Raw genomic sequence first — 13,149 nt, 5'->3', positions numbered from 1 at the left:
CACCTACCTGTGGGAGCGCTCCCAAGGCTGACGCCGAACGGGCTCCCGCCGCGAGCGCTGGGGTTTGCTGAACCGGATAAGTACCGCGAACGTAAATTCCACGTGTCGCTCCCGTCAATAGCCGTGACGCTTTCGAGACGTCAGGGACGGGAGCGCTCTCAACCCGCTGCCTAACCGGTTCGGTAACCCGGTTTGGGACAGCCGGAAAGGACCACGCACGGGAGGGCCCCAGAGGGGCGCGGAGCCGCCACAGACGCCCCAAGAGACCCTTTGGTTTACCTGCAACATCACGGAAATGTCGCGAAATGGCTGACAAATGGGTTGCGGCCCCGACAGAATGCCTTGCCATCCAGCGTCCATCGCAACTGGAGGAACCCCCCTATGCGTAGACCCCTTGGGGTCCTTGCCGGCCTGGTGAGCGTCGCCGCCCTGTGCGCGCCGACCACCGCGGCCGAGGCCGCGACCGCGACCACGTCGCAGTCGGCCTGCCGGGTGACCGTCACCAAGCCCAGGCTCAGCGGGAACGCCCTGAAGATCGTCTCCTCGGCCGCCCGCCGCGGCTGCTTCTCCCCCTCCCTCGTACGCGTCCGCATCCTGCGGGCCGTCCCCGGCAAGGACCCGGTCGTCAAGAGCGGCGCCACCAGGAGCGGCCGCCTCAGCGTGGCCCTGGACTGCCGGCCCGGCACGTACTACGCGACCGCCACCGACTACCGCGGCCGTACGGTCAAGTCGCGGGCGGTCCGGCTCACCTGCGACCCGGACTCGGCCACCCCCACCCCGACGCCCACGAGCTCCGCCACCGGCTCCCCGACGCCGACCACCAGCCCGACGACGAGGCCGACCACCAGGCCGACGACCAGGCCGACCACCAGGCCGACGACCAGGCCGACCGCCGGTCCCACCGCGTCGAACCCGCCGGCGACGAACCCGCCCGGCGGCGCCGTGGGCAGCGCGGAGGAGAACGAGGTCGTCAGGCTGGTCAACGCCGAGCGCGCCAAGGCCGGCTGCGGCCCCCTGACGCACGACGCGCAACTGCGCGCGGCGGCCTTCGGCCACTCCGACGACATGGCGAAGCAGAACTACTTCAGCCACACCTCGAAGGACGGCCGGAACTTCACCGACCGCATCCGCGCGGCCGGCTTCACCGGCGGCTCCGCCTGGGCCGAGAACATCGCCTTCGGCCAGTCCTCGCCCGCCTCCGTCATGGAGTCGTGGATGAACAGCCCCGGCCACAAGGCCAACATCCTGAACTGCCGCTACAACCTCATCGGGGTCGGCGCCGCCAAGAACGCCCAGGGCCGCATCTACTGGACGCAGGACTTCGCGGCCCGCTAGGGCAGGGCGAGCGAGGATCGCAGGCGGCGCATCTCGTCCGCGATCCCGGCCAGGGTCCAATGGGCGTTGAGCCCGCTCGGGTTGGGCAGCACCCACACCCTGGCCCCGCCCACCGTCTCCTCCTGCGGCCCGATCCGTGCCTTGGGCCGCAGGAAGGCGGTGCGGTAAGCAGACACGCCCAGCACCGCGAGCGCCTTCGGCGCCAGCCCGGCCACCTTCGCCGCCAGCGCGGCCCCGCCCTCGACCAGCTCCTCCCTCGTCAGCTCCGACGCCTTGGCGCTGGCGCGAGGGGCGAGGTTGGTGATGCCGAGCCCGTACTCGGGGAGCAGGTGCTGCTCGGCGGGCGCGAGCAGCCGGGGCGTGAACCCGGACAGGTGCAGCGCGGGCCAGAACCGGTTGCCCGGCCGGGCGAAGTGGTGCCCGGTGGCGGCGGACATGAGGCCGGGGTTGATGCCGCAGAACACCACGTCGGGCGAGGGACCAAGGACGTCGTCGAGCACGCCACACACTAGCCCGCATTCTCCGGTGGTCGGCCGCGCCGCCCGTCAGCGGCGCCAGTGGCCGCCGCGGCAGACGTACGTGCGCCCGTTGGAGGCGACGCCGACGGCGCCGGGGGTGCCGCAGAAGCCGCCGGGGTGCGCCGCCACGACCGGGGCCGGCTGCTCACGCTTCGGCCGGGTCCGCGGCGCGGCCGTCCGGGTCCGCCGGGGCTCGGAGGTCCGGGCCGAGGTGGTTCCGGTCCGGCGCGGCTCCGGCGTCCGGGTCCGGCGCGGCGCGCGTGCCCCTTTCCCGGGGTCCCGGTCGTCCCGGTCGCGGCTCTTCGTCACCCCGTCGCCGTCGGCGTCGCGGTCGTACCGGTCCGCGATCCCGTCGCCGTCGAGGTCGGCGACGGGCCGGGGAGTGCGCGTGGCGGGAGGCGCGGTCAGGGCGACCGCCGGTGTGCTGTCCGCGGCGGGGTCGCGGCCGGCCGCGTGGCCGCCGAACAGCGCACTGCAGCCGCCGACGACGGCGAGGACGGCCGCGACGAGGCAGCCGCATCCTTTTTTCGCACTGGGCATGGGGGGCTCCCTGGAAGCGACGAACACGAACGGTACGTGTGACGCTGCGTTCCGTAGGAAGGTTGGCCCGGGCAGGCACAATGGTTGGCGCCCCAGGACGGCCGTTATCGGCAGGGGCTAGCCCATGTCCTCAAGTTTGCGGCCCTTCGTCTCTCTGATCCGCCGGAGCACGAAGACGAACGACAGCGCCGCGAAGAGCGCGTACGCCCCATAAGTGAGCGGGAGGTTCCAGGCGGCGAGCGCCGGGAACGACACCGTGATCGCCCAGTTGGCCAGCCACTGCGCCGCGGCGGCGACGCCGAGCGCGGCGGCCCGGATCCGGTTGGGGAACATCTCCCCCAGCAGCACCCACACCACCACACCCCAGGACAGGGCGAAGAACAGCACGAACAGGTTGGCCGCGACGAGCGCGATCGGCCCCTGCGGATCGGGCAGCGTGACCGCGCCGCCCCTGCTCACGCGGGGAGCGCTGAACGCCCACGCCGCCGTGGCCAGCGAGAGCGCCATGCCGGCCGAGCCGATCAGCAGCAGCGGACGCCGCCCGATCCTGTCCACGAGCGAGATCGCGATGAACGTGCCGATGATGTTGATGATCGAGCTGGAGAAGCTGATCAGCAGCGAGTCGCTCTGGTTGATGCCCACCGACTGCCACAGCACCGACGAGTAGTAGAAGATCACGTTGATGCCGACGAGCTGTTGGAAGGCCGACAGCACGATGCCGGTCCACACGATCGGCAGCAGCCCGAGCGCGGGCCCGCGCAGGTCGCGCAGCCCCGGCACCCGCTGGGTGCGCACCACGTGCTGGATCTCGGCGATGCGCGCGTCGAGGTCGACGTCCTCGCCCTCGACCTCGGCCAGCACCTCCCGCGCCCGCCGCGGCTTGCCCGCCATGATCAGGTAGCGCGGCGACTCGGGGATGACCAGCGCGAACGTCAAATAGAGCAGCGCCGGGATCGCGCACGCGCCCAGCATCCACTGCCACGCCTGCAGCAGCCACAGCTGGTTGTTGACCTCGCCGCCCGCCAGCCGCGCGATCACGTAGTTGACGAGCTGCGAGACCGCGATGCCGAGCACGATCGCGAGCTGCTGGAACGAGCCGAGCCGCCCCCGGTAGGCGGGCGGCGCGACCTCGGCGATGTACGCGGGCCCGAGCACCGACGCCATGCCGATGGCGAAGCCCGCGACCACCCGCCACAACGCCAGGTCCCAGATGGCGAACGGCAGCATCTGCCCGATCGAGCTGACCGCGAACAGCAGCGCCGCCACCTGCATCGACCGCGTACGGCCCCACCGGTCGGCCAGCCCGCCACCGACCCAGGCGCCGACGGCCGAGCCCAGCAGCGCGACCGCCACCACGACACCCGTCTCCACCGGACCCACCTGGAAGTGCCGCTGGATCCCGACGACCGCGCCGTTGATGACGGAGCTGTCATAGCCGAACAGGAACCCGCCGATCGCGGCGGCGGCCGTGATGAACACGACGAAGCTCAGGTGCTCCTGATGCGTGTGCTGAGTGGCCATGCAGGTCCTTTCCCCGTCACCGGGAACTACCCGCACGTCAGGGACCCATCGGGGCCCTTACCCAACCTTTAGAGGCGTGGGTCCACCGGCTCGGACTCCAGCGCCAGCACCGCGAAGACCGGCTCGTGCACCCGCCAGGCCGCCTCGCCGTCCGCCAGCCGCGACAGCGCCTCAAGGCCGAGCGCGTGCTCGCGGAGGGCGAGCGAGCGCTTCTTGCCGAGGAAGCGCCTGCGCAGCACGTCCAGAGACTCGGTGTAGTCGGGGCCGTAGATGATGCGCAGGTACTCGCGCCCGCGCACCTTGATCCCCGGCTGCACCCGGCCCGGCGCGTGCACCGCGGGCTTGACCACCATGCCCTCGCCGCCGGCCGCCGTCAGCGACTCCCACCACTCGGTGGCCGCCGCCCGCGACGCGGGCGAGTCGAGGTCGGCGAACACGTGCCGGGTCGGGGCGATCAGCGGTGCGTCCAGCCTGCCGAGCGTGGCCAGGTGCCAGGCGTGCGGCTCCAGCGCCGTGGCCCGTCCCTCGCAGGCCAGAATCTGGAACGGGGCCACCCTGACCCCCTCCAGGCCGTCCACCGGCCAGCAGTAGCGCGCATACGCCTCGCGGAACAGGGCAGCGTTGGAGGAGCGGCGGCGGGTGCGGGCCAGCAGCTCGCCCACATCCAGTCCGCGCCCGGCCGCCGCCTCCAGGGCCGCGACCGCCTCCGGCAGGGCCGCGCGGGCGGCCGCGCCCACCGAGGCGTACTGCCTCCTGATCAGCTCGCCCGCCTTCGCCGACCAGGGCAGCAGCTCGCAGTCGAGCACCACCCAGTCGGAGCCGAGCTCGTCCCACAGCGGCGCGCAGGCCGCCCGCAGCCGCTCGGTCAGCGGTCCGGTGTCGGCGAAGAACGGCCGCCCGGTCCGGGTGTAGACCGCGCCGCACGTGCCGTCGCGCACGCCGAAGCGGGCCGCGGCGGCCTCCGGCGTACGCGCCAGCACCGCCACCATCCGCGAGCCCATGTGCTTCTCCTCGCACACGACCTCGCGCACGCCGGCGGCGGCCAGCTCCTCGAACGCCTCGTGCGGGTGCTCCAGGTAGCCGTCGAGGCGGGAGGTCTCCGGCGGCGCCATCGTCGGCGGCAGGTAGACCAGCCAGCGCGGATCGACCGCGAAGCGGCTCATGACCTCCAGGGCGGCGGCGGCGTTGGACTCGTCGATCCTGATCCGGCCGCCGTGGCGGGTCTCGACGTGCCGGGTGCCGATCACGTCGCCGAGGTCCAGCGTGCCGGGGTCGCGGGCGAGTCCGGTGCCGAGCGGCTTGACGGGTTCGTACCACATCTTCTCCGCCTGGACCTGGACCAGCTCCCGCTCCGGGTAGCGCAGCGCGGTCAGGTGGCCGCCGAAGACGCAGCCGGTGTCGAGGCAGATCGTGTTGTTGACCCACTCGGGCCGCGTCGTGGGCGTGTGCCCGTAGACGACCATGGCGCGGCCGCGGTACTCCTCGGCCCACGGCAGGCGGACGGGCAGGCCGTACTCGTCGGTCTCGCCGGTCGTGTCGCCGTACAGGGCGAACGCGCGCACCCGCTTGGAGGCCCGCCCGTGGTAGGACTCCTTCAGCCCGGCGTGCGCGACCACGAGCCGGCCGCCGTCCAGCCGGTAGTGGCTGAGCAGGCCGTCCATGAACGCCTTCGCCCGCGCCACGAACTCCGGCGGCTGCGCGGCGAGCTGGTCCAGCGACTCCCGCAGGCCGTGGGCGATCCTGACCTTGCGGCCGTCGAGCGCGCGCACCAGCTTCTGCTCGTGGTTGCCGGCCACGCAGAGCGCGGTGCCGGCCTCGACCATGTCCATGACCAGGCGCAGCACGCCCGGCGTGTCCGGGCCGCGGTCCACCAGGTCGCCGACGAACACCGCCGTACGGCCCTCGGGATGCCGCACGCCCTGCCAGCCCAGCCGGGCCAGCAGCGCCTCCAGCTCGGCCCGGCAGCCGTGCACGTCGCCGATGACGTCGAACGGCCCGGTGAGGTGGGTGAGGTCGGACCACGCCTTCTCGTAGCCGACGGCCGCCGCGTCGATCTCCTCGGCGCCGCGCAGCACGTGCACCTTCCTGAACCCCTCGCGGGAGATCCTGCCCATCGAGCGGCGCAGGTCCTTGCGCTGCCGGATCACCACGCCGGGGCCGAAGTCGCGGTCGGGGCGGGCGGCGTTGCGCGCGATCGCCACCTGCTCCGGCACGTCCAGGACGATCGCGTCGGTCAGCACGTGATGCCTCCTGGCCAGCGCGACCAGGCTCTCGCGGGCGCTCTGCTGGACGTTGGTGGCGTCGACGACGGTGAGCAGCCCGCGGGCCAGCCGCACGCCCACGATGTGGTGCAGCAGGTCGAACGCCGCCGGCGTGGCCGCCTGGTCGTTCTCGTCGTCGGCGACCAGGCCGCGGCAGAAGTCGGAGGAGATCACCTGCGTCGGCTTGAAGTGCCGGCGCGCGAACGTCGACTTGCCGCTGCCGGAGACGCCGACGAGCACCACGAGCGACAGCTCAGGAACGCTGATCACGGGTGAACACTCCCATCTGGGTCGGCGGGCCGACCTCCGGGTCGTCGTCGCCGACCGGCTCGAACGCCACCGTGTAGCCGTGCTCGGCCGCCACCCGGCGGGCCCAGGCGGCGAACTCGGCGCGGGTCCACTCGAAGCGGTGGTCGGGGTGGCGCAGGCCGGTCAGGAACGCGTAGCGGACGTTGTACTCGACGTTGGGCGTGGTGACGACGACGTGCCGGGGGCGGGCGTGGCCGAACACGACACGCTCCAGCGCCGCCAGGCGGGGCGGGTCGACGTGCTCGATCACCTCCATGAGCACGGCGGCGTCGTAGCCGGACAGGCGCTTGTCGGTGTAGGTGAGCGCGCCCTGGAAGAGGGTGAGGCGGGCCCGCCTGGCGTCGGGCATGCGGTCGAGGCGCAGCCTGCGGGCGGCGATGGTGAGCGCCAGCGGGGAGACGTCCATACCGGCGACCCGCGTGAACGCCGGACGCGACAGCAGCGCGCCGACCAGCTCTCCCTGGCCGCAGCCCAGGTCGATCACGCTCGTCGCGCCCAGCTCGGTCAGCTTGCCCAGGACCGCCTCCCGCCGCCGCACGCTCAACGACCTGACCTTGACCTCCGGCTCCGCCGCCTTCTCGCTCGCCGCCGCCTCGGCCCCCGTGGCCTCGGCCTCCGCGGCCTCGGCCTCTGCGGCGGCGGCCTCGTCGGCGGCGGTGGCCTCGGGCGGGGCGTCCTCGGCGAGCGCCGGCTCCAGGTGCTCCTCGGTCTCGTCGCCCAGCTCGGCCAGCCGGGCCAGCGCCGTACGCGCCAGGGACCACCGCCGCCCCAGGTAGCGGCGGGTGATGAGCCCTCGCTCCGGATGCCCGCGCAGCCAGCCCTCCCCCGCCCGGATCAGCTTGTCCACCTCGTCGGGCGCGATCCAGTAGTGCTTGCCGTCGTCGAGCACCGGCAGCAGCACGTACAGGTGGTTGAGCGCGTCGGCGACGCGTACGCTGCCGCGCAGCACGAGCCGGACGTAACGGGACTCACCCCACTCGGGGAAACCCTCGTCGAGCGGCAGCGACCGCGCCTCGACCTCCCACCCCAGCGGCTCGAACAGCCGATGGGCCAGGTCGGGCCCGCCCCGGCAGGGCAGCGCGGGCAGCGTCAGCTCCAGCGGCAGCGCCGTGCCCGGCAGCTCGGGCCGGGCCGCGCACCGCCCCGCCCGCGCGGTGCGGAACACCTCGCCGAGCGCCACGGCGAGCAGCGAGGAGGCCGCGTAGGGGCGGTCGTTGACGTACTGCGACAGGCTGAAGTCGGGCGAGCCCTTGCCGCGTGCCCTGGCCAGCGCGACCGGGTCGATCTCCAGCAGCAGCGCCGCCGTGCAGCGCTCCTCGCCCGCCTCCGGGTAGAACACCGTGGCCGTGCCGGACGACTGGCGGAACTCCTGCACGCGCGCTGGGTGCTTGTGCAGGAGAAAGCCCAGGTCGGTGGCGGGCCTCGCGGTGTTCGTGATCGTCAGCAGCACTCTCCCAAGTGTGCAGGAACGCCGCGAAAGCCCGCCATCCGTTTACCTACACGTGCGGCAGCACCTCGGCCGCGATCAGCTCCAGGTGCTCCAGGTCTCCGAGGTCGAGGATCTGCAGGTAGAACCGCTCGGCGCCGAGCTCGGCGAACTGCCCGATCCGCTCGACGACCTCGGCCGGCGTGCCGCACAGGCCGTTCTCGCGCAGCTTGTCGGCGTCCTCGCCGATGGCCGCCGCGCGCCGCTCGATCTCCGCCCGGTCCGCGCCGACCACCGTGGTCTGCGCGGCCGACAGCACGATCTCGCGCCCGGCCTCCTCGCACGCCCGGCGCACCCGGTCGTACGCCGCGCCGGTGTCGGACAGCGAGCGGAACGGCACGTTGTACTCGTCGGCGTACGTCGCCGCGAGGCGCGGCGTGCGCTTGGCGCCGAACCCGCCGACGATGATCGGCGGCCGGGGCCGCTGCGCCGGCTTGGGCAGCGCGGGCGAGCCGGCCAGGCGGTAGTAGCTGCCCTCGAAGGAGTAGCTCTCCTCCGCCGTCCACAGGCCGGTGATGATCTCCAGCTGCTCCTCGAACCGGCCGAAGCGCTCGCCGACGGGCGGGAACGGGATGCCGTACGAGGTGTGCTCGGCGTCGAACCACCCGGTGCCGAGGCCCAGCTCCACCCGCCCGCCGCTCATCTGGTCCACCTGCGCCACGCTGATCGCCAGCGGCCCCGGCAGCCGGAACGTGGCCGGCGACACCAGCGTGCCCAGCCTGATGGCCGAGGTCTCCCTCACCAGGCCCGCCAGCGTGACCCACGCGTCGGTCGAGCCGACGCCGGGGTCGCCCGCGCCGATGCGCTGGTAATGGTCGGACCGGAAGAACGCGTCGAAGCCCAGCCGCTCGGCGGCCTGGGCGACGGAGAGCAGGTCGTCATAGGTGGCGCCCTGCTGGGGCTCGGTGAAGATCCTCAGCTTCATGTCAGCCATTATCAGCGCACATCGGACGCAAACCGGAAAGGGGCCACGTCGCGTCGCCCCGCTTGCTAGCGTTCACTCCAGCGCCCTACGTAGCCGATCGAACACGGGGAGTGCTCTATGCCGCGGCACCAGAGGGAGCCGGGCCTGCTCCCCCGCCCTCTCGCCATCCTCGCGGGGCTGGCGCTCGTGGCCGCCACCGTCGTCGCGGTCCGGCTGCTGCCGCCCGCGAGCGCCGTCGCCACGTCCCCGCCGCCCGCGCCGCACGGCTCCCGGGCCGCACCCCTCGGCCGGCACACGCCGGAGCTCTCCGCCGCGGTCGCCGAGTCGCCGCTGCCCGCCTTCGAGAGGCCCGGTCTCGTGGGGCCCGGCTTCCTGGGGCCCGGCTTCGTGGAGTACGTCGACACCGCCGCCGACAGCGAGTTCGACCTGCCGGCCGCGGCCCTGCGCACCGGCGTGCTCCACTACCTGCTCGGCCACCTCGTCGCGGGCGGCGCCGACGGCTGCTCCCCCGCCTGGGCCGGCCCGGGCGGCACGCTCATGGACCCCGGCGTCAACGAGGTGGCCAACAGGATCGGGCGGCTCAGGGCGCTCGGCGGCGACGCCGCTCCGTCGTTCGGCGGCGCGGGCGGCGCCGACCCGGCCGCCCGCTGCGCCGAGCCGCGCGCGCTCGCCGCGGCCTACCGGCGGGTGGTGGGCGCCTTCGACGTCTCCGCCGTCGACTTCGAGCTGCCGGCCGGGGGCGAGAGCGCCGCGACGGCGGCGCGCCGGGCCCGCGCGCTCCGGGTCCTGCAGCGGGAGCGGCGGCTGCAGGTCAGCTTCACCGCGCCGCTCACGGCGTCCGGGCTGAAGGCGTCCTGCGTCGCGGCGCTGAAGGCCGCCCGTCAGGCCGGGGCCGAGGTCGGCACGGTCAACCTGCTGGCCGGGCTGGAGCCGCGAACGGCCCCCTCCGGCCGGCTGTCCCGGCTCGCCGACGCCGTGCGGCTGGCCGAGGCGCAGATCGCCCGCGCCCAGGCGACGGCGGAGCAGGACGGCGCCTGGCGGCACGTCGCGCTGACGCTCGTGCTCGCCGACGGGTCCGAGCTGAGCGAGCAGGACGCCCGCACCCTCTCCGCGTACGCCGTCCGCCACGGCCTCGCCTGGCTGTCCCTGCGCGGGGCCGAGCCCGATGAGGAGGCCGCGGCCGTTCTGCGCGGGGCCGTACCCTGACTATAGGATCCCCTTACCGTCACAATTCCAGGCAAGGGGGAGGGGGCGATGGCGGCTCGTCCTGAGACGGCCCGGAAGATCCTGATCTACTGGATGGACGGCGTCGTGGCGCTGATCGCCGTCATCACCGTGGCGTTCACCGTCGGCCGGAGCATGGCGGGCGCTATCTCACCTCTCCACGCCGCGGTCACCGTCACCTGCCAGCTCGGGCTGTGCGCGCTGTTCCCCGTCCTCCTCAGGGAAGCCTTCGACCACCGGCCGCGTCCCACCTGGAAGCTGGCGCTCGCGGGGGCGTTCGCGCTGACCGCGACGCTGCTGCGCCCGACCACCCTCGACAACACCTCGCCGTGGATCGAGGTGGGCACGCTGTGGCTCGCCGCCGCCGCGCTCTACCTGTCGCCCCGGGCGATCGCCTGCCTGTCGGTGGCGGTGGCCGGGCTGCTCACCGTCCACGGCACGCTCGTGCACGGCCAGAGCTGGCCCGGCGTCCTGATCAGCTTGATGATCAACTTCGCCTTCATGGTCCCGGCCATGCTCCTGTGGCGCTGGCTCTGGTGGATCATCAGGGACGCCTCCAACGCCCGCGAGGCGCGGGCCCGGCTGGCGGTCGCCGAGGAACGGCTGCGCTTCGCCCGCGACCTGCACGACCTGCTCGGCCACAGCCTGGCGGTGATCACGCTCAAGAGCGAGCTGGCCGCCAAGCTCGCCACCAAGGACGCCGGGCGGGCGCTGACGGAGATGACCCAGGTCCGGGCGCTGGCCGGCGACTCGCTGGCCGAGGTCCAGCAGGCCGTGCACGGCTACCAGCACCTCGACCTCGACCAGGAGGTGGCCGGGGTGCGGGCCGCGCTGGAGGCGTCCGGCACGCGGTGCGATGTCCACGTACGGGCCGACGGGCTCGGACCGGCCGCGCGGGCGCTGCTCGCGTGGGTGGTGCGCGAGGGCGGCACCAACGTGCTCAAGCACAGCAGGGCCACCCATTGCGGCATCACGATCGACGGCGGCCTGCTGGAGATGCGCAACGACGGGGTGGCGCGCGGCGCGGCCCCGCCGCCGGGCAGCGGCCTGCGCGGGCTGGCCGAGCGGCTGGTCGCCGCGGGCGGCACCCTGTCGGCCGCGCCCACGGCGACCGGCGAGTTCCTGCTGCGCGCGTCCGTACCGGTCGTGGGCGAACAACCGGCCCGGGAGGCGGTGCCGGCATGACACCCCCCTCGAAGACCGACCCGACGGCCCCAGAGGCCGGCCCGACGGTCACGCCAGCAGACCCGGCGGGCGCGGCGGTCGGGGTCGGGGGGCGGGCGTGGCCGTTGCGGCGGCTGCGTACGGCGAGCAAGCTCGACAAGGTCCGCTGGGTGATCGTCTACTCCACCGACCTGGTGACGCTGCTCAGCCTGATCGGCCTCTACACGCTCTACCTCCAGTGGCAGGCGGGCATGCTCCCCGTCCTGGCCGCCGGTGCGGCCGTCCTGCTGGTGGTCTTCTTCGTGATCTGCCTGCGGCCGTTCCGGGTGGCGGTGCGCGGCGGGCCGCGGCCCACGAAGCTGCTGGCGGTGAGCGGCGGGATCGCGCTGCTGCTGGCCGTCGTGGCCGTGGTGTGGGCGCTTCCGTCCTGGCTGGGGGCGCTGACGCCGTTCGTCCGCAAGCGCACGATCGCCCTCGCCTCGACCGGCATGATCGTGGCGCTCGCCCTGATCGGGTCGCTGTCCGGGGCGAGGCTCGCGGACGTCCTGGCGCTGGTGCTGGTGATGACGTTCCTGACGGTGCTCTCGGTCGTCGCGACGTGGGCCAACCTGCGGCTGTGGCGGCTGGCCCAGGAGGCGCACGAGGGCGAGGAGGCGCTGGCCAGGCTCGCGGTCTCGGAGGAGCGGCTGCGCTTCGCCCGCGACCTCAACGACCTGCTCGGCCAGAGCCTCACCGACGTGGCCGCCCGCGCCGGGCACGCCGAGGAGCGGCTGCCCCTGGATCCGGAGGCGGCCGCGGCCGAGATGTTCGAGGTGCGCGACCTCGCCCGGCGTTCGCTGCGCGAGGTGCGCGCGGTCGTCCAGAACTACCGCGCCCTCGACCTGGACGAGGTCCTCGCCAGCGTACGGGCGGTGCTGGAGGCGGCGGGCGTGCGCTGCGCCGTGCGCGCCGACACGGCGGCGCTGTCCCCCGAGAGCCGCACGCTGCTGGCCACGGTCGTCCGCGAGGGCACCACCAACGTGCTCAAGCACAGCCGAGCCGAGCGCTGCGAGATCAGGATCGAGAACGGCGTGCTGGAGATGTCCAACGACGGGGTGAGCGGCCCGGTGGGCCGGCACGCGCCCAACGGCCTGGCGGGACTGGCCGAACGGGTGCGCGCGGCGGGCGGCAGCCTGGAGGCGGCGCCCACGCCCGAGGGCCGTTACCTGCTGCGGGCGGCGGTGCCCGCGTGAGCCGTGGGGAGAGAACATGACCATCCGCGTGCTGCTCGCCGACGACGAGCACCTCGTCCGTGGCGCCATCGCGGCCCTGCTGGACCTGGAGGAAGGCATCCAGGTGATCGCCCAGGTCGGCCGGGGTGACGAGGTCGTCGCCGCGGTGTCCGAGCACCGGCCCGACGTGGCCGTGCTCGACATCGAGATGCCCGGCATGGACGGTCTGAGCGCGGCTGAGCAGATCAGCGCCCAGTGCAAGATCGTCATACTGACCAGCCTGGGCCGGCCCGGCTACCTGCGCCGGGCCATGGCGGCGGGCGTGGGCGGCTTCCTCGGCAAGGACGCCTCCGCCGAGGAGCTCGCCATGGCGATCCGCAAGGTCCAGGGCGGCGGGCGCTACCTCGACGCCGAGCTGGCCGCGGCGGCCATGGCGGCCGGCGACAGCCCGCTGACCGACCGCGAGCGCGACGCCCTGCGGCTGGCCGGCGACGGCGCGACGATCTCCAAAATCGCGGGCGAGCTGCACCTGACCGAGGGCACGGTGCGCAACTACCTGTCGAGCGCGATGACCAAGCTCAACGCCCAGAACCGGCTGGAGGCCATCCGCACGGCCCAGCGCATGGGCTGGCTCTGACCCCACCCCCCTGCACGA

Annotated in this window: 11 protein-coding genes; 5 read left to right on the top strand and 6 right to left on the bottom strand. The window is 73.7% G+C overall.

Annotation, left to right across the window (positions count from 1 at the left end):
- Positions 1 to 381: 381 nt before the first annotated feature.
- Complete coding sequence (locus BMW85_RS16065) at positions 382 to 1,335, top strand: CAP domain-containing protein (RefSeq protein ID WP_091082033.1); 954 nt, start codon at positions 382 to 384, stop codon at positions 1,333 to 1,335.
- Here BMW85_RS16065 and mug read toward each other — a convergent pair.
- From mug to BMW85_RS16035, 6 genes are all read right to left on the bottom strand, one after another.
- Entirely contained in the window at positions 1,332 to 1,835 is a 504-nt protein-coding gene (mug, locus tag BMW85_RS16060) for a G/U mismatch-specific DNA glycosylase (protein ID WP_350772352.1), read from the bottom strand. The two genes, BMW85_RS16065 and mug, sit on opposite strands and share 4 nt — an antisense overlap.
- 45 nt (positions 1,836 to 1,880) lie before the next feature.
- Positions 1,881 to 2,393 (bottom strand): hypothetical protein, encoded by a 513-nt coding sequence (locus BMW85_RS16055; RefSeq protein WP_091082029.1) that lies wholly within the window; start codon positions 2,391 to 2,393, stop codon positions 1,881 to 1,883.
- A gap of 117 nt (positions 2,394 to 2,510) precedes the next feature.
- On the bottom strand, positions 2,511 to 3,914 hold the full coding sequence (locus BMW85_RS16050) for a sugar porter family MFS transporter (protein ID WP_091082027.1): 1,404 nt from the start codon (positions 3,912 to 3,914) through the stop codon (positions 2,511 to 2,513).
- A gap of 68 nt (positions 3,915 to 3,982) precedes the next feature.
- Positions 3,983 to 6,445 (bottom strand): polynucleotide kinase-phosphatase, encoded by a 2,463-nt coding sequence (locus BMW85_RS16045; RefSeq protein ID WP_091082026.1) that lies wholly within the window; start codon positions 6,443 to 6,445, stop codon positions 3,983 to 3,985.
- On the bottom strand, positions 6,429 to 7,934 hold the full coding sequence (locus tag BMW85_RS16040; protein WP_091082024.1) for a 3' terminal RNA ribose 2'-O-methyltransferase Hen1: 1,506 nt from the start codon (positions 7,932 to 7,934) through the stop codon (positions 6,429 to 6,431). The genes BMW85_RS16045 and BMW85_RS16040 overlap by 17 nt, the downstream gene beginning before the upstream one ends.
- Positions 7,935 to 7,980: 46 nt before the next feature.
- The gene (locus BMW85_RS16035) at positions 7,981 to 8,895 is read right to left on the bottom strand and encodes an LLM class F420-dependent oxidoreductase (protein ID WP_091082023.1); all 915 of its coding nucleotides are present in this window, start codon (positions 8,893 to 8,895) and stop codon (positions 7,981 to 7,983) included.
- 117 nt (positions 8,896 to 9,012) lie between these two features.
- Here BMW85_RS16035 and BMW85_RS16030 point away from each other — a divergent pair, with 117 nt between their 5' ends.
- The 4 genes from BMW85_RS16030 to BMW85_RS16015 are packed head-to-tail and all read left to right on the top strand — an operon-like array spanning position 9,013 to position 13,131.
- Positions 9,013 to 10,101, top strand: a complete 1,089-nt coding sequence (locus BMW85_RS16030) for a glycoside hydrolase family 18 protein (protein WP_091082021.1) — start codon at positions 9,013 to 9,015, stop codon at positions 10,099 to 10,101.
- A 48-nt stretch (positions 10,102 to 10,149) separates the two neighbouring features.
- Positions 10,150 to 11,304 carry a sensor histidine kinase gene (locus BMW85_RS16025; protein WP_091082020.1) on the top strand — a complete coding sequence of 385 codons (1,155 nt, stop codon included), beginning with the start codon at positions 10,150 to 10,152 and terminating at the stop codon, positions 11,302 to 11,304.
- The gene (locus BMW85_RS16020; RefSeq protein WP_091082018.1) at positions 11,301 to 12,515 is read left to right on the top strand and encodes a sensor histidine kinase; all 1,215 of its coding nucleotides are present in this window, start codon (positions 11,301 to 11,303) and stop codon (positions 12,513 to 12,515) included. Before BMW85_RS16025 ends, BMW85_RS16020 begins: the two co-directional genes overlap by 4 nt.
- Positions 12,516 to 12,531: 16 nt before the next feature.
- Complete coding sequence (locus BMW85_RS16015; protein ID WP_091082017.1) at positions 12,532 to 13,131, top strand: response regulator transcription factor; 600 nt, start codon at positions 12,532 to 12,534, stop codon at positions 13,129 to 13,131.
- Positions 13,132 to 13,149 lie beyond the last annotated feature (18 nt).

This window comes from Nonomuraea wenchangensis, from assembly GCF_900111685.1.
Taxonomy (GTDB): Bacteria; Actinomycetota; Actinomycetes; order Streptosporangiales; family Streptosporangiaceae; genus Nonomuraea; species Nonomuraea wenchangensis.
This window is presented reverse-complemented; position numbering and strand designations above follow the sequence as displayed.

Bases quoted from the DNA above. Each gene is read 5' to 3' on its own strand.
- BMW85_RS16025 (WP_091082020.1), top strand. From the start codon at position 10,150: ATGGCGGCTCGTCCTGAGACGGCCCGGAAGATCCTGATCTACTGGATG.
- BMW85_RS16030 (WP_091082021.1), top strand. From the start codon at position 9,013: ATGCCGCGGCACCAGAGGGAGCCGGGCCTGCTCCCCCGCCCTCTCGCC.
- BMW85_RS16015 (WP_091082017.1), top strand. From the start codon at position 12,532: ATGACCATCCGCGTGCTGCTCGCCGACGACGAGCACCTCGTCCGTGGC.
- BMW85_RS16050 (WP_091082027.1), bottom strand. From the start codon at position 3,914: ATGGCCACTCAGCACACGCATCAGGAGCACCTGAGCTTCGTCGTGTTC.
- BMW85_RS16035 (WP_091082023.1), bottom strand. From the start codon at position 8,895: ATGAAGCTGAGGATCTTCACCGAGCCCCAGCAGGGCGCCACCTATGAC.
- BMW85_RS16065 (WP_091082033.1), top strand. From the start codon at position 382: ATGCGTAGACCCCTTGGGGTCCTTGCCGGCCTGGTGAGCGTCGCCGCC.
- BMW85_RS16055 (WP_091082029.1), bottom strand. From the start codon at position 2,393: ATGCCCAGTGCGAAAAAAGGATGCGGCTGCCTCGTCGCGGCCGTCCTC.
- BMW85_RS16020 (WP_091082018.1), top strand. From the start codon at position 11,301: ATGACACCCCCCTCGAAGACCGACCCGACGGCCCCAGAGGCCGGCCCG.